Source organism: Microbacterium sp. NPDC086615, from assembly GCF_040686055.1.
Classification (GTDB): Bacteria; Actinomycetota; Actinomycetes; order Actinomycetales; family Microbacteriaceae; genus Microbacterium.
This window is the reverse complement of the sequence record NZ_JBFBJJ010000005.1, coordinates 38,335-53,504: the sequence shown is the minus strand read 5'-3', so window position 1 is coordinate 53,504 and position 15,170 is coordinate 38,335. Positions and strand designations below refer to the sequence as shown.

Sequence of the window (15,170 nt, the reverse complement as noted above, 5' to 3'; positions counted from 1 at the left end):
TGGATTTCGGTGCCGGGCCGGTGGCATCCACCCGTCCCGCGCTCTTCGTCAGCGTACGCTCGACGGCTCTGCGGCAGAGGGGGTTGTGGGCGCGTCGGTGGAGGGAACCGCGATCCGGTCGGCGCGGGAGTACAGGTTCATGCTGCCCCCGCGCACGAAGGCGGCGAGGGTGAGCCCCGCGCGCTCGGCCAGCTCGATCGCGAGCGACGACGGCGCCGACACCGCCGACAGCATCGGGATGCCGGCCATCACGGCCTTCTGTACGAGCTCGAAGCTCACGCGCCCCGACACCTGCAGCACGGTGCCCCGCAGGGGGAGTCGGTCGTTGAGCAGCGCCCACCCGACGACCTTGTCGACCGCGTTGTGCCGACCGACGTCTTCGCGGACGACGAGCATCTCGCCCGTCTCGATGTCGAAAAGAGCAGCGCCGTGCAGCCCGCCGGTCTTGTCGAACACCTTCTGCCCCGCGCGGAGGCGGTCGGGGAAGGCCGCGACATCCCGTGCCTCCACGCGCACCTCGTCGGTCGAGACGTCGTACGTCGACACCTTCTCCACCGCCTCGATCGACGCCGTTCCGCACACACCGCACGAGCTCGTCGTATAGAACGAGCGGGCGATATCGGGCGAGGGGAGCGCGACCCCGGGGGCGAGGGTGAGGTCGAGCACGTTGTAGGTGTTGCCGTCCGCGCCGCCCGTGCCGGGTCCGCCGCAGTGGATCGCGCGGGCGAACTGGTCGCCGCGGCTGATCACCCCCTCCGACACCAGGAAGCCGGCCGCCAGTTCGATGTCGTGTCCGGGGGTGCGCATGGTCACGGCGAGCGGTGAGCCCGCGACGCGGATCTCGAGTGGTTCCTCGACGGCGATGGCATCCGGTCTCTGTCGATTCACCCCGTCGAGGGTGATGCGCGTCACGCGACGCGAGGCGGTCAGGCGACCCACGTCAGGGCTGCCGCGCGGGAGAGGGGGACATGCGTCGAGCGTACGCCCGGGGTCTCGTGGCACGGGTCGCCGGAGCGGCGATGCGGTCCATCTGCATGATCGGTGGGGCGCGTGTGAACGTCTCGGGCAGGTGAGAGAGGGCGTCGCATACGGGTCATGCAACCGGGCCGAAGCGCGGCGCGGGAGTGGCGATGCGGTCCATCTGCATGATCGGTGGGGCGCGTGTGAACGGCTCGGGCAGGCGAGAGAGGGCGTCGCACACGGGTCATCCAACCGCGCCGAAGCGCGGCGCGTGGGAGCGCGCACACCGGCGAGATGACGAGGATTTCAGGCTTTCGCATTCATGCGAATACAGAATCCCGAACTTTTTTCAATCCCCGCGTGACGTTTCCCGCACCCGGTACGTCTTATCCACGTAGGCCAAATCGCTTACCCCGGCCCCGCCGGGCACCACACGTGAAAGGCACCGACATGGCTACCGAGGCCCCCACCACCCCCGCCGCGCAGAACGTCCCCCAGGCGGCGTCGCGCGTCAACCGCCCCCTCAACGCCCGCGGCTCGGATACCCTCACCGAGGGCAAGACGACGATCGCCGACGGCGTCGTCGCCAAGGTCGCCGGCATCGCCGCGCGTGAGGTCGCCGGCGTGTACGCCCTGGGTGGCGGCGGAGCACGTGCCCTCGGCGCCATCCGCGACGCGATCAACGCCACCGACCTGACGCAGGGCGTCAAGGTCGAGGTCGGCGAGACGCAGGCCGCCGCCGACATCACGATCGTCGTCGAGTACGGCGCCCCGATCCAGGAGGTCGCCGACCAGGTCCGTGGTCGCGTGGCCGGTGCCATCAACCGTCTCGTCGGTCTCGAGGTCGTCGAGGTCAACGTCGACGTGAACGACGTCCACATCCCCGGCGACGACAACAACGACGACGACAGCAACGAAAAGCGCGTCCAGTGAGCGCCACCACGAAGGGCGCGCTCGTCGGGCTCGTCCTCGCTCTCAGCGCCCTGATCTTCGGCTTCTGGGGATTCATCCTCGTCGCCCTGTTCATGGCCATCGGAATCGTCGTCGCGCGCATCACCGCCGGCGAGATCGATTTCGGCAACATCGTCAACGCCTTCAAGGGTCGGAGCACATCGTGACCACCGTCACCGCTTCCCCCGGGGTCGGCAGCCGCACCACGGTTGCCGGCCCCGGCCTCCCCGCGGGCCGCGTGAGCGTCGCCGACCGTGTCCTGCAGAAGACGGCGGAGCGCGCCGCAGCCGAGATCATCGGGGTGGATGCCACGAACGTCCGCGTCGAGATCGTCTCGGCCCGCGACACCGCCGTGGTGCGCGTCACCACGCCGTTCCCCGTGCCGCGCCTCGACGACACCGCCGCGGTCGGCGCGGCCACGCCCGTCCTCGAGGCGGCGCGCACCGCGCAGACCGCCCTGCGGTCTCGTCTGACACACCTCTTCGGACGCGACGTCTCGCGGGTCGACCTGACCATCTCGGGCGCCAGCGTCCCCCAGCGAAAGCGAGTGCTGTGATGACCGATACCGTGCTCCGCACCGTCGTGCGTCGCGAGACGCACTCCCCGCGCACTGTGGCAATGCTCGTCGTGGTCGTCCTCGCGCTGCTCGCGCTGGCGTACGCCGCGGTCGAGATCGTCCTCGCCCTCCTCGGGCAGCCGCCGCTGCTCGTCAGCCCCGGCGCTGCTCTGAACGCGGTCGTCGCGGCACCGACCGCCCTCCTGCCGGTCGCCTTCATCGTCGGCGGCATCGTTCTCGCCCTCGTCGGGCTCTTCGTGCTCGTGCTCGCCCTCAAGCCCGGACGCCTGTCGCGTCACGAGATGGCATGGGGAGAGCGGGCCGTCGTCGTCGACAACGGCGTCGTGGCCTCCGCTCTCGCGCAGCACCTCAGCAACGAATCCGGTATCGCTCGTGACGACATCGTCGTGGGCGTCGCCCACCGCACCGTCGACGTCACCGTGCGCCCGCCCGTCGGCATCCCTGTCGACGAGGCGCAGATGCGCCGCATCGTCGACGACGAGATCGCCACCTACAAGCTCTCGCCCGCCGTGCGCACCCACGTGCGCGTGCAGCGCCCCGACACCAAGGAGTCCTGATGAACGCCACGCGCCGCGGTCTCAACCGCTTCGTCCTCTTCCTCGTCGGCGTCGTCCTGTTGGCGGCAGGCGCCCTCGCGCTCGCCGTGGCGCTGCTCCCCGGCGGAGCCGACACCTGGACCACCGTCATGGGCGGCTTCCAGGGCTGGCTCGAGTCGCTCGGTCGTGAGTCCGCCGGGTGGGGAGCCGTCGCCGCCTTCGTGGTGCTGGCGCTCGTGCTCATCGTGATCGCCTCCGCCGCCGTCCGGGGTCGTCGCCAGGCCCCCCTGCAGTCGACCGGCAGCGACAGCGCCGAGGGACGCATCACCGTCACTGACGGATTCGCCGCCGAGGCGCTCAAGAACGCGCTCGCCGAGCGCGACGAGATCCTCTCCTCGCGCATCAGCGCCGGCGAGATCCAGCGCGAGTCGGTGCTGCACGTCGCGGTCACTCCGCGACAGAACACGTCGCCGCGTCAGGTGGCCGAGCACATCGACACGCTCGTGACCAACCTGGCCGCCCTCACCGGGCAGAACCTGCGCGCCTACATCTCCATCCACTCGGGTCTGCGCGCCAAGCTCGCGCGCGACAGCACCCGCGTGCACTGATCCCACGAGGAGACGTCATGACCACCATCGACACCCCCACCCTCGACGCGGCGGCCGAACGCGCGGCCACCGCCGCCGCGACGGTCGACGGCGTGCACGCCCTCGGCAGCCTGCTCGGACGGGCCTCGGATGCCGTGCGTGAACGCGTCGGCCTCGCGAGCACGGTTCCCGGAGTCAAGATCGACACCGACCGCGCTGACTCGGTCACGGCGACCATCTCGCTCGTCGTGGACTACCCCCACAAGCTGCGCGAGGTCTCGGGCGCGGTGCGCTCGGCCGTGCGGACGGCTCTCGAGCCGCTCGGGCGCGGTCGGGTCGACGTCGATGTCATCGTGACCGGTGTCTTCGGCCCGTTCGACCGTGACGTCGTCGTCGAGGCGGAGGAGAAGGCGGATGCCGTCGCCGCCCGCGCGCGGGAGACGGCCGCCACCGTGCGGGAGCGGACGGATGCCGCCGTGACCCGGGCCTCCGAGGTGGTCGACGACGCGAGAGCCCGCGCCTCGGCGGCGACCGACAGCGCGGTGGCCGCGTCCAAGGACATCGCTGCCAGCGCCGCCGAGACCGTCGACGCCGCGGTGGCCAAGACCAAGGATGTCGCGGCCGGTGCCGCCGCTGCCGTGGACGAAACGGTGAAGGCCGCCCGGGAGCGGGTGGCGGTCGACGACGCGCGGGCAGAGGGTGTCGAGCCTGATCACGCCGTCGTGGACGCGCGCGCCGCCGCTGCCCCGTCCGCCGCCTCTGCGAAGCCCGCGGGAGCCCCCGTCGAGCCCGCGACCGACCGCGCCGATGTGAGCGACCTCGTCGCCGAGGCCCTGGAAGACGCCGCGATCGACATCGCGATCGCCGCCGACGAGGTTCGGGGCGACGACAGGACGTCGGCGACGGACGAGGTCCAGTCGCTCGTGGAGGACGAGAAGCCGCGACCCTGAGGTTCTGAGGCGGGTCGCGGCCATCCACCGCCTCGATGCAGGCTCGCGGGCACCCGTGCGAAACTCCTGAGAATCGCGAGCCCCGATCCCTCTCGGGAGCAGACTTCCGGTTCGTCCCGCCGCTCGCCGAGCGGAAGTCAGGAGTTTCGCACGGGTGCTCTCGGCGTCAGCCCGCCGTCGCGTTGTCGTACGCGCGCTGCGCGGAGGCTTGCGCGTCGGCCAGGGCCTGCTCGGTCGTCTTGTCGCCGAGGAGGGCGGCGGTGATGGCGTTGTTCAGCTCGTTCTGAATGTCCTGCCCGGCGGGCGAGGATCCGAACGAGCGGCCAGAGGCGACCACGTCGTAGTACGTCGAGATGACCTCGTCGAAGCCGGCATCGCCGGTCGGCGTGACGTACTGCGAGCGGATCATCTCGTCGGCCCCGGGGGAGCCGGTGAACAGGCCCGTGTTGAGTCCGCCCTTGCTTTCGATGGTCTCCGCGCGGGCCGCCCCGGCCGCCATCCAGGCGTCGGTCGAGGTGAGGTCGGTCATCCACTGGCAGGCAGCGGCGGGGTTCTTCGCCCCGGCGGGAATGACGAACGCGGTGCCGGACGCGACCGAGAACGGTTGGCCGTCGGCATCCCGGAACGGAACGGCCTGCAACGAGATCTGGTCGCGGTAGGCGCTGAGGACGTTCGGATACCACTGGTTCGCGACCTGCGCGCCGACCTTGTTCGTCACGAACTGGTTCGCGTCGCCGAAGGTGTCGAACGCATCGGTGAAGCTCTTCACCGCGGCGTAGCCGCCCTGAGCGTCGGTGATGCGCTTCAGTGCGTCGATGCCGGCCGCGTTCGCCGGATCGTCCAGCGTCGGCTTGCCCTCGGCATCCGTGAGCTGTCCGCCCATGCCCAGCACCCAGAGGCCGCCCTGGCCGGTCGCGACCGGGTCGAAGCCGAGTCGCGTCGGTGTGCTCCCCGAGCCCTGGTACATCTTCTCGACGGCGGCGAGCAGGCCGTCCATGTTCGAGGTGTCGAATTCCTCGGGCCTCACGGCCGCTTCGTTCAGCACGTTCATGTTCAGCAGGATCGCGGGCGGCTGGTAGAACTGCGACACCGCGTAGACGGCATCCTGATACGTGACGTCGTCGACGACGTTCTGGTACCAGCGGTCGGTGGGGACGACGCCCTTCGCCTCGAAACATGCGTCGAGCGGCATGAGGAGTCCTTGAGCGGCATACGTCGTGACGTACCGGCGGTCCATCTGTACGACGTCGGGGACGTTGCCGCCGGCGATGCGCGTCGTGAACTTCTGGGCGTCGAAGGCCGTGGCATCCAGGGTCACCTCGACATCACCGAGCTTCTCGGCCGCGTAATCGAGACGCGACTGACCGACGTCGTCGGCATTCTCGAAGCCCCACGCGGCGAGGGTGCCGGTGGGCTGCGTCGAGAAGTCCCCGTCCGCGGCGGGATCATCCGAGCCGCCGCTGCAGGAGGTGAGAAGGAGAGCGGATGCCGTGACCGCGGCGACACCGGCGAGGGAACGCTTGCGCATGAGGGGGTCCTTTCCGGACAGGGGGGATGGTCAGCCTTTGCGGCCCTGGGTGGCGACGCCCTCGATGAAGTACCGCTGGCCGAAGGCGAAGAGGATGAGCATCGGGAGGGTCACGAGGAGCGAGGCGACCATCACGTACTGGTAGTCGCCCTGACCGCCGGCGCTCGGGCTGTACTTCGTCATCGCGTAGGCGATGCCGAGCGGGGCGGTGAAGTCCTCGACGCTGCCGGCGTTGAGGTAGATGAGTGCCGCCTGCAGGTTGTTCCAGCTGGCCTGGAACTCGAAGAGGAACACGATCACGAACGAGGGGATCGACAGGGGCATCGCGATCCGCCAGAACAGTCCCCAGGCACTGCAGCCGTCGAGGCGCGCGGCCTCGAACAGCTCGCGGGGAACGCCGAGGAAGAATTGCCGCTGCAGGAAGATGTAGAAGGCGCTACCGAACAGGTTCATGCCCCACAGCGGTACCCACGTGCCGAGCAGTCCGGTCTCTTTCCAGATGAGGTAGATCGGGATCATCGTGACCGCGCCCGGCAGCATCATCGTCGCGAGCACGAGGCCGAACAGGAACCCGCGGCCGGGGAAGCGGAAGTACGCGAACCCGAAGGCGACGATCGAGCTCATGATCGCGACAGTGGTCGCGGCGAGGAGCGCGATCGCGACGCTGTTGAACATCCAGTTGAGCAGCGGCAGCTGGTTCCAGACCTCGGCGTAATTGCCCGGCAGGAAAGTCTTCGGGATGAGGGCGTTGTCGAACACCTCCCCGCGCGGCTTGAGGCTGGCCGCGAGCAGCCACGCGAAGGGGTAGAGGAACAGCAGCGCGAACAGCACCAGCACCGCCGCGAGGACCACCCGGCCGCCAAGGGTCTTCGGTTGGCTGAGCGCGCGGCGCCAGCGCCTGCGCGGAGGGACGACCAGCTCGGGACGCGCCTGCGCCACCCCGGGCGTCTGCAGGGTGGTGGCCATCAGCGGTCCCCCTCGTAGTAGACGAAGCGGTTGCCGAGCCGCACCTGCACGAGCGTGATCAGCAGGATGATGACGAACAGCAGCCACGCCATCGCCGCCGCGAAGCCGAAGTTGAACTGCCGGAACGCCTGCTGGAAGAGGTAGATCGCGTAGAAGAGGGATGCCTCGGGGGAGGCGTTGCTCTGGTCGCGCCAGAACAGCAGGTAGGCCTGGTCGAACACCTGGAACGCCGCGATCGTCAGCACGATGACGTTGAAGAACATCGCCCCCGAGATCATCGGCAGCGTGATCGAGAAGAAGCGGCGGATGGGACCCGCGCCGTCGATCTGCGCGACCTCGTACAGATCGACGGGCACGTTCTTGATCGCCGCGAGGAAGATCACCATCGTGCCGCTGACCGTCCAGAGCGCCATGATCACGATGCTCGGCTTCACCCACGCCGGGTCGACCAGCCACTGCGGACCCTGGATGCCGACGGCCCCGAGCGCCTGGTTGATCGCACCGGAGTTGCCGTTGAGGAGGAGGAAGAACACCGCGGCGGTGGCCACGGCCGGAGTCATCTTGGGCAGGTAGTAGAGCGTGCGGAAGATCCCGGCGCCCCGCCCGACTCGGCTCAGCAGCAGAGCGAGGAACAGCGCGAAGGCGATCTCGAGCGGGACGGCCATGACGGCATAGAAGAGCGTGTTGCCGAGGGAGACGGCGACCCGCGGGTCCTCGAACAACTGCGCGTAGTTGGTCGCCCCGACCGGTCGGGCGGCGCCGGTGGCGAGGTTGTAGCTCGAGAACGAGATGACGAGGCTGTAGATCATCGCCCCGGCCGTGAAGATCAGGAACCCGAGGATCCACGGCGAGATGAAGAGGTACCCCGCGATCGCTTCGCGGCGGTTGTACTTGACCTTGTGGCGGCGGGGCTTCTTCGAGTCGTCGGTGGTCGGGGCGGTAGAGAGGGTCACCGGTGCGCCCGGTCGGGGGCCGTGGCGTCGTCGTTCATGGGTGTCTCCTCTCGCCTGCGCCCACGACATCGAGAAGCGCTTCGCCAGGGTCGAGAAGTGCCGAGAAGAGGTCCAGGGCGTTGCCAAAGCGGTCCGGGAGTGGGATAAGCGCTTCTGCGCGCGGGCGAAACTCCTGAGATTTTTCGGGCGAGGTCGGATGCCGCGCCCTCCGGTGCGGGAACCGCGGCCGGGCGGGCCCCAATCTCAGGAGTTTCGCCCGCGTCAGCGCTCGTCGAGCGCGCCGAGGTACCGCTGCGTCATCCACGCCTGCACGGCTCGACCGAGCGGGGCGGCGACCCGGGTGAACCAGCGACCCGGCTTCGAGAACGCGGCGATCTCGAACACCACGTCGCCCGAGGGCAGCAGTGCGAGCGTGAAGCGTTCCTCTCCGCGTTCGGGGTGCCCGGGCAGCGTGCCGTACGCGAAGCCCGCGGTCGTCGCGGTGCGCTCGGCCCACACGATGAGGCACGGGATCCGGAAGCTCAGGATGCCGAGCCCCAGGCGCATCGTCACACGGTCGCCCTCGCGCAGCGGCGTGTGCGGCATCTCGACCCGCGCCCCGGCCCGGCGCTGGGCTTCGCCCGCGAGGAGGGCGTCGGCGGCTCGAGCCAACACCTCGGGGCCGCGACCGATGACGCGGCGGGCGCGGACGTGGTGGTATCCGGGCGGCATCTCTCCGGCGGTCGCGCCGACCTCGGCATAGGTCAGGTCGTCCATGGGGCCACGGTAGCCGTGCGGCGGTGAGGTGCGCCGGGGTTGCGGGGCGGGGATTGCGGCGTTGTGGGTGCAAGTGCGGCGCGGGGCCGGGGTCGGCGCGGGGTCGGGGTCGGCGCGGGGCGGGGGCGCGTCGCGGGTTCGGCGGTGGCGGGGGGAGGAGATCTGGCGGAGGGAGGACGTGGGATCGGTCCCGGGTCCTCCGCTCGCCCCATTTCCTCCGCTGAGCACCCGGGCTGGGTCGGCGGTGGGTGGGCGCCGTGCCGCCGGCGGTGGTGAGGGGAGGAGATCTGGGGGAGGGAGGACGTGGGATCGGTCCCGGGTCCTCCGCTCGCCAGATTCCCTCCGCTCGGCATCGTGGTGGGGATAGGCGGTGGGAGCCACGGTTCGCGGCGCGGCCCAGATTCCGCACGCACCAGAGGCCCCCGCGGGCGCCGCCGATGTCGGAGCGGGCTGCGAGGATGGCGGCATGATCGAGTTTCGCGAAGCGCGACCCGCCGACATCGACGCGATGGTCGAGGTGCAGAATGCGATCCATCGCGCGGGCCTCCGGCCGTCGCCGGTCGACGCCGCCCTCGTCGAGGAGCGCTACTTCGACGCCGAGCACACGATCTCGTGCACCGTCGCCGACCGCGACGGCGTCGTGGTGGGCTTTCAATCGCTCAAGCGGGCGTGGCCGGGCAACCCCTACGGGGTCGAGACGGGCTGGGGCATCATCGGAACGCACATCCATCCCGAGGTCGGCCGCAGCGGCATCGGACGCAGCCTGTTCGCGCGATCGCTGGCCGCCGCCGAAGCCGCGGGCCTACGCCACATCGACGCCACGATCGGGGCTGACAATGCTCCCGGGCTCGCCTATTACATGGCGATGGGGTTCGCGCCCTATCGCGACGGCGACGGCGTGATCCCGCATCGCTTCGACCTCTGACCCGCGCCTACGCTGAGTCCATGCCCCTCGCTCGCCTCGGATCGATCGCGTGATCGACGTCACCGAACACCTCGCGGCGATCCTCTCGGCCGTGCGACCCCTCGAGCCCGAGCCGCGTGGTGTGGCGGATGCGCGCGGCCGGGTGCTGCGGCATCCTGTTCTCGCCGGGGTCGACGTCCCCGGATTCGACAGCTCCGCGATGGACGGCTTCGCGGTGCGCGAGATCACCGGCCCGGCCACGCTGCGGGTGATCGCCGACCTCCCGGCGGGCACGCAGGACGATCCGAGGATGGATGCCGGCGAAGCCGCGCGCATCATGACGGGCGCGCCCGTGCCGACCGACGCCACCGCGGTCGTCCCGTTCGAAGACACCGAACGCGGGCTCGCCGGCGGACTCGGGGACGTCACGGTCCTCGCCGCTCCGCGCGGCCCCGGAGCGCATATCCGCCGCCGCGGCTCGGATGTCCGAGAGGGCGACCTTGTCGTCGCGGAGGGTGTGCGACTGACCGCCGCTCGGCTCGGCGCGATCGCCGCAGCGGGTGTCGGGACGGTCTCGGTGTCGCGCGCGCCGCGCGTGGCCGTGGTCTCGACCGGCTCCGAGCTGCGGCCCGCCGGTGAACCGCTGCGCCGCGGGCAGATCCCGGAGTCGAACAGCGTGCTCCTCGCCGGTCTCGCGGAAGAGGCCGGGGCCGAAATCGTGCTGCGCACGAGCGTCGACGACGAGGGCGACGGGCCGCGTGAGGCCATCGCCGCCGCCGAAGCTGCGGGCGCCGACGTCGTCGTCTTCTCCGGCGGGGTCAGCGCGGGCGCTTACGAGGTCGTGAAGAACACGCTCGGCGACCTGATGCGCTTCGACCGCGTGCGGATGCAGCCGGGGAAACCCCAGGGCTTCGGGAGCACGCCCTCGGGCACCCTGTTGTTCGGTCTGCCCGGGAACCCCGTGAGCGCCGCGGTGTCGTTCGAGCTGTTCGTGCGACCGGCGCTGCGCGCCCTCGAGGGTGATGCCGACCTCGGCCGCGAGACGCTGCGCGTCGCGCTCGCCGCGGATCGTCGCGCCCGACCGGAGCGCGTGCAGTACGTGCCGGTGCGCCTCGACCGCTCCGACCCCGCCCGGTGGACGGCTCTGCCGACGGCGCACGGAACCCGCGGCCTCGGCGAGGCCGAGGGTCTCGCGATCATCCCGCCGAGCGACCGCGACCTCGTGGCCGGCGACGTGGTGACGGTGACCCGGTGGTGACGGGCCCTGGGGTGACGGGCCCTGAGGTGACGGCCCCTGGGGCGACGGGCCCTGCGGTGACGGGCCCTGCGGTGACGGGCCCTGCGGTGACGGCCCCTGCGGTGACGGCCCCTGCGGTGACGGGCCCTGCGGTGACGGGCCCTGCGGAGACGGACCCTGCGCGGGCGGACCCGGTGGTGAGCGTCGACGCGATCCTGCTGGCCGGGGGCCGCGCATCGCGCGTGGACGGCGCCGCCAAGCCGCTCTTCGAGGTCGACGGCCGGACGCTGCTGCGCGCGGGATACGACGCGGTCCACGCGGGCGGCGCGAGCACCGTCGTGGTCGTCGGCCCAAGACTCGACGATGATCTCGCCGTCACGTGGACGCGCGAAGACCCGCCCTTCGGCGGACCGGTCGCCGCGATCGTGGCTGCTCTCCCGCTCGTCGACGCCGCTGACGTGTTCGTGCTCGCCTGCGACCTGCCGACCGCGATCCCGGCCGTCGCCGCGCTGCCCGACCCGCTCCCGGCGGGCATCGACGGGGCGTGTCTCGACGACGGTCGGCGCCAGTGGCTCATCGGCCGCTACCGGACCGCGGCGCTGCGGGCGGCGGCATCCGTTCTCCCCGATCGAGGACGGGATGCTTCGATGCGCGCGCTGCTCGGCGGGCTCCGCATCGAGCCGGTCGCCGTCGACCCCGCCCTGACGCGCGACATCGACACGTGGGACGATCTTCGAGCAGCCCGAGGAGGAGCCATGACCGAATCCCGTACCCTGCCGCCCGAGGCGCTGAACGACTGGAGCGCCGCTCTCGCGGAGCGCTTCGGCCTGAGCGAGGGCGACATCCCCATCTCGCTGGTCCTCGACCTCGCGCGCGAGGTCGCGAACGGCGTGGCTCGCCCGGCTGCTCCGCTGAGTGCGTTCGTCGCGGGGCTCGTCGCCGGTCGCGCCGGTGGGTCGCCCGCCGATACCGAGGCTGCTGTGGCCGCTGTGGTCGAGATGGCGCGCGGCTGGGAGAACCGGTGAGCCGCTAGCCTCGGCCGATCACGTCGACCGCCAGGCCACCGGATGCCGCCTGCAGCCGCGCGTCGTTCGTCCAGAACGCCGTGCAGCCCGACTGCCGAGCGATCCCGAGATGGAGGGCATCCGCCGTCGAGAGACCGGGGTAACGGGCGCGAAGCAAAGCCGCATCGAGGTAGGCGTCCGGCTCCGCGAGTAACAACTCGAAGGCATCGAAAGCGCTCCACATGCGCAGTTGCGCTTCGGCGTCGCCGTCCCTCATCGGCTTGACGAGAGACTCGAGCACCGCAAGAGGACTCGTCGCGACCGTCGCCTTCGCGGTGGCGAGCGCGCTGCGCGCCCGATCACCGATGTGGTCGTCGCGCTCCACGGCGTAGATGACCAGACAGCTGTCGACGTAGATCACGCCCCCGCGGCCCGGTTCTCGGCGATGATCGCCTCGATCTCGTCGGCGGGACGAGCCCGCTCGGGCGTGAGCGGGTGCTCCTGGAGCCACGTCGCGAAGGCGTTTCGCGGACGCTGCGGCGCGGCATCGACCGGAACGAGTCGCGCGACCGGAACCCCGCGGCGAGCGATCGTCACCTCGATCCCTGATTCGACGTCGGCGATCAGCTTCGACAGACTGTTCCGCGCTTCGAGGACGTTGTACATCATGCTGGCAACCTAGCCAGGCAGATGGCGAGGTCGAGGCGGGGAGGGGCGACTTTCACCTCTCCGCTCGAGTGAATTCGTCCGAACCGGCGCGACTCAACGCCCCACGTACTCGCCCCGCGGGCGCAACCGCATCGCCTGCTCGGCGTACTCGGCCCGGATGTGCGCGATCCAGCCCGCGAGGCGCCCCACGACGAAGATCGTGCTCGCCGCGTCGTCGGGAAGGCGGGTTCCGGATGCCAACGCCGCCAGCGCCAGATCCACGTTCGGCCGCAGGCGTGTGCGGTCGGTGACGACGTCGCTGAGGCGGTGCACGGCATCCATCGTCGCCTCTCCGTCGGGAAGGCGCTCGACGAACGAGAACAGGGCGTCGGCCCGATCGTCGATCTCGGGATAGAGGGGGTGGCCGAAGCCCGGGATGCCGTTGCCGTCCTGCAGCGCCTCGGTCAGCGCCCGCTCGGGTTCGAGGCCCCGCCGCACGCGCGCGAAGAGGCGCGCGGTCCGTGCTGACGCTGAGATGTGCAGCGGCGAGTCCGCGGCGCCGAGCGCCGCGCTCACCGCGGCGTACCCGTCGGCACGCGCCGACGCGGCGACGCGCGCGGCGAAGGTGGACACGGCGAGGTCGTGGTCGATCAGGAGGATCAGCGCCGCATCCACGGCGGCGACGGTCGCCTCGTCGGCCCCCGGACGCCACGCGCTCACGAGCGACCGCGCGATATCGCCGTGCGGGTCGCCGCCGAGGGCGACCGGCAGACCTGTCAGAAGCGTCCAGCCGATACGGTGCAGCGTGGCCGCCGAGGCATCGTGGCGCAGGGGATCGTCGGCGGCGAAGCCGGTGAGGGCCGCGCGAAGACGGTCCATGGCGCCCGCGTGAGGGGGAAGGGCCGCGACCATCTCGCGCGCGCTGCCGATCGCGGGATCGGGGGCGTCCACCCGCTCGGCGTCCCACAGCCACTCCACGATCTCGGCGAACGGACGGTCGGTGAGATCGCGGGCCCGGCGTCCGCGGTACAGCAGCTCGCCGTCCTCGATGTCGGCGATGTCGGTGTGCACGACGGCGAGCGGCATCCCGGTGGTCGGGTGGTCGACCGCGGGCGCGGTGCGACGGCGCGCCCCGGCGAACGCTTCGACCTCGAGCGCGTCGAATGTCGACCCGTGCGCGTCGCGCTCGCGGCGGAGCAGACCCCGTGACACGTACGCGTAGACGGTCTGCGGCTTGACGCCGAGGCGGGCGGCCACCTGGGCGGCCGTGAGCCGGGGAAGGAGGGATGCCATATTGATCCGATCAACGTTGACGCTGTCCGCGTCATGTTCGCACACTGAGCGCATGAGCGACCTGATCGATGTCCCCCGCGGACTCAATGGCGTCGTCGCCGCCGAGACCGCCATCAGCGACGTCAACGGCGAAGCCGGGTACTACCAATACCGCGGCCACTCGGCCGTCGACCTGGCCCGCGCGCGATCGTTCGAAGACGTCTGGCATCTCCTCGTCGTGGGCGATCTCCCCGATGCCGCCGCATCCGTCGCCTTCGCCGAACGAATCGCGGCCTCCCGCACGGATCCCCGGATGCCGGAACTCCTCGCCGCGGTGGCGAACCACACCGACCAGCCTCTCGCGCGCCTGCGCGCGGTCTGGACGCTCGCGGCATCCGTCCGTCGTTCGGCTGCGCTCTACGACCTCGGCGAGGAGGACCGGCTCGGCGAGGCGATCGCCTACGCGGCGATGGCACCGGTCGCTCTCGCGGGCGGGGGCTCGGCGAGCGGGGGCTCGGTGAGCGGGGGAGGCGTGGTCGCCGACTACCTCGAACGGGTCACCGGCGTCGCGCCCGACGCCGCGCACGAGCGCGCGCTGTCGGCGTACCTCATCGCGGCGATGGACCACGGCTTCAACGCCTCGACGTTCACCGCCCGGGTCATCGCGTCGACCGGGGCAGACATGGCATCCTGCCTCACCGGTGCCGTCGGCGCGCTGTCGGGGCCGCTGCACGGGGGCGCGCCCGCGCGGGCGCTCGACAGCCTCGACCGCGCCGGCGACGATCCGGCGAGCTGGATCGCGGGGGAACTGGCCGCGGGGCGTCGGCTCATGGGGTTCGGGCACGCGGTGTACCGCACGGCTGATCCGCGCTCGGAGTTGCTGCGCGAGGTCGCGCAGGGCTTGGGCGGAGAGCGCGTCGCGCAGGCGCTGGCCTTCCAGGACGAGGCCGAGCGGCAGTTGGCGCAGCACCGCCCCGATCGTCCGCTGCACGCGAACGTCGAGTTCTCCGCGGCGGTCGTGATGGAGCAGTGCGGGATCCCGCGCGACCTGTTCACGCCCACTTTCGCGCTCGCGCGCACGATCGGCTGGACGGCGCACGTGCTGGAGCAGGCGCGCGACAGGAAGATCATCCGGCCGTCGGCGCGGTACGTGGGGCCCGCGGTGCGGGCGGTGTGATCCGGGCGGCGGTGCCGGCGGGGTGTGCCGTCAGGCGGAGTCGGTGGGCGACACGCCGGTGGGCACGGGCCCGGGGCGGCGTGTCGGCGACGGAGTCCGCGGGACGGTACGGGGTCTCGCGGCTGGTCCCGGTCCCTTCGACGAGCTCAGGGACCTCGGGCGGG

18 protein-coding genes are annotated in these 15,170 nt (G+C 71.2%); 10 read left to right on the top strand and 8 right to left on the bottom strand.

Annotated elements, in window-relative coordinates:
• Positions 1 to 48: 48 nt before the first annotated feature.
• Complete coding sequence (fdhD, locus tag AB0O24_RS06950; RefSeq protein WP_275797999.1) at positions 49 to 939, bottom strand: formate dehydrogenase accessory sulfurtransferase FdhD; 891 nt, start codon at positions 937 to 939, stop codon at positions 49 to 51.
• A 471-nt stretch (positions 940 to 1,410) separates the two neighbouring features.
• Between fdhD and AB0O24_RS06945 the strand changes: the two genes are divergently transcribed.
• Genes AB0O24_RS06945 through AB0O24_RS06920 form a run of 6 tightly spaced genes read left to right on the top strand, consistent with a single transcriptional unit; the run spans position 1,411 to position 4,561 of the window.
• Entirely contained in the window at positions 1,411 to 1,893 is a 483-nt protein-coding gene (locus AB0O24_RS06945; RefSeq protein ID WP_275797997.1) for an Asp23/Gls24 family envelope stress response protein, read from the top strand.
• Positions 1,890 to 2,078: a DUF2273 domain-containing protein gene (locus tag AB0O24_RS06940; RefSeq protein WP_055832192.1), complete on the top strand. Its 189-nt coding sequence runs from the start codon at positions 1,890 to 1,892 to the stop codon at positions 2,076 to 2,078. The genes AB0O24_RS06945 and AB0O24_RS06940 overlap by 4 nt, the downstream gene beginning before the upstream one ends.
• Complete coding sequence (locus tag AB0O24_RS06935) at positions 2,075 to 2,467, top strand: hypothetical protein (RefSeq protein WP_275797993.1); 393 nt, start codon at positions 2,075 to 2,077, stop codon at positions 2,465 to 2,467. Before AB0O24_RS06940 ends, AB0O24_RS06935 begins: the two co-directional genes overlap by 4 nt.
• A complete protein-coding gene (locus AB0O24_RS06930; RefSeq protein WP_363373587.1) occupies positions 2,467 to 3,045 on the top strand; it encodes a DNA/RNA endonuclease G in 579 nt (192 codons plus the stop codon). Before AB0O24_RS06935 ends, AB0O24_RS06930 begins: the two co-directional genes overlap by 1 nt.
• A complete protein-coding gene (locus tag AB0O24_RS06925; RefSeq protein ID WP_275797989.1) occupies positions 3,045 to 3,632 on the top strand; it encodes a hypothetical protein in 588 nt (195 codons plus the stop codon). Before AB0O24_RS06930 ends, AB0O24_RS06925 begins: the two co-directional genes overlap by 1 nt.
• Before the next feature lie 17 nt (positions 3,633 to 3,649).
• Complete coding sequence (locus AB0O24_RS06920; RefSeq protein WP_363373583.1) at positions 3,650 to 4,561, top strand: Asp23/Gls24 family envelope stress response protein; 912 nt, start codon at positions 3,650 to 3,652, stop codon at positions 4,559 to 4,561.
• Positions 4,562 to 4,727: 166 nt separating this feature from the next.
• Here AB0O24_RS06920 and AB0O24_RS06915 read toward each other — a convergent pair whose 3' ends face one another.
• The 4 genes from AB0O24_RS06915 to AB0O24_RS06900 form a co-directional block, all read right to left on the bottom strand.
• Positions 4,728 to 6,089 (bottom strand): extracellular solute-binding protein, encoded by a 1,362-nt coding sequence (locus AB0O24_RS06915; RefSeq protein WP_363373580.1) that lies wholly within the window; start codon positions 6,087 to 6,089, stop codon positions 4,728 to 4,730.
• 30 nt (positions 6,090 to 6,119) lie between these two features.
• Positions 6,120 to 7,055: a carbohydrate ABC transporter permease gene (locus AB0O24_RS06910; RefSeq protein WP_275797983.1), complete on the bottom strand. Its 936-nt coding sequence runs from the start codon at positions 7,053 to 7,055 to the stop codon at positions 6,120 to 6,122.
• The gene (locus AB0O24_RS06905) at positions 7,055 to 8,008 is read right to left on the bottom strand and encodes a sugar ABC transporter permease (RefSeq protein WP_275797981.1); all 954 of its coding nucleotides are present in this window, start codon (positions 8,006 to 8,008) and stop codon (positions 7,055 to 7,057) included. The genes AB0O24_RS06910 and AB0O24_RS06905 overlap by 1 nt, the downstream gene beginning before the upstream one ends.
• A 261-nt stretch (positions 8,009 to 8,269) precedes the next feature.
• Positions 8,270 to 8,764: a DUF1990 domain-containing protein gene (locus AB0O24_RS06900; RefSeq protein ID WP_275797979.1), complete on the bottom strand. Its 495-nt coding sequence runs from the start codon at positions 8,762 to 8,764 to the stop codon at positions 8,270 to 8,272.
• Between the two features lie 466 nt (positions 8,765 to 9,230).
• Between AB0O24_RS06900 and AB0O24_RS06895 the strand changes: the two genes are divergently transcribed.
• The 3 genes from AB0O24_RS06895 to AB0O24_RS06885 all read left to right on the top strand — a co-directional run bounded on the left by AB0O24_RS06895 (position 9,231) and on the right by AB0O24_RS06885 (position 11,930).
• Entirely contained in the window at positions 9,231 to 9,689 is a 459-nt protein-coding gene (locus AB0O24_RS06895; protein WP_275797977.1) for a GNAT family N-acetyltransferase, read from the top strand.
• A gap of 49 nt (positions 9,690 to 9,738) precedes the next feature.
• Positions 9,739 to 10,926, top strand: a complete 1,188-nt coding sequence (gene glp / locus AB0O24_RS06890) for a gephyrin-like molybdotransferase Glp (protein ID WP_275797975.1) — start codon at positions 9,739 to 9,741, stop codon at positions 10,924 to 10,926.
• A gap of 176 nt (positions 10,927 to 11,102) precedes the next feature.
• Positions 11,103 to 11,930, top strand: a complete 828-nt coding sequence (locus AB0O24_RS06885) for a DUF6457 domain-containing protein (protein ID WP_363373575.1) — start codon at positions 11,103 to 11,105, stop codon at positions 11,928 to 11,930.
• Positions 11,931 to 11,934: 4 nt separating this feature from the next.
• Here AB0O24_RS06885 and AB0O24_RS06880 read toward each other — a convergent pair whose 3' ends face one another.
• From AB0O24_RS06880 to AB0O24_RS06870, 3 genes are all read right to left on the bottom strand, one after another.
• Complete coding sequence (locus AB0O24_RS06880; protein WP_363373573.1) at positions 11,935 to 12,330, bottom strand: type II toxin-antitoxin system VapC family toxin; 396 nt, start codon at positions 12,328 to 12,330, stop codon at positions 11,935 to 11,937.
• Complete coding sequence (locus AB0O24_RS06875) at positions 12,327 to 12,578, bottom strand: type II toxin-antitoxin system prevent-host-death family antitoxin (protein ID WP_307383649.1); 252 nt, start codon at positions 12,576 to 12,578, stop codon at positions 12,327 to 12,329. Before AB0O24_RS06875 ends, AB0O24_RS06880 begins: the two co-directional genes overlap by 4 nt.
• A 93-nt stretch (positions 12,579 to 12,671) precedes the next feature.
• Positions 12,672 to 13,850, bottom strand: a complete 1,179-nt coding sequence (locus AB0O24_RS06870; protein WP_363373570.1) for a citrate synthase — start codon at positions 13,848 to 13,850, stop codon at positions 12,672 to 12,674.
• Positions 13,851 to 13,902: 52 nt separating this feature from the next.
• Between AB0O24_RS06870 and AB0O24_RS06865 the strand changes: the two genes are divergently transcribed.
• Positions 13,903 to 15,006, top strand: a complete 1,104-nt coding sequence (locus AB0O24_RS06865; RefSeq protein WP_363373568.1) for a citrate/2-methylcitrate synthase — start codon at positions 13,903 to 13,905, stop codon at positions 15,004 to 15,006.
• Positions 15,007 to 15,170: the final 164 nt, after the last annotated feature.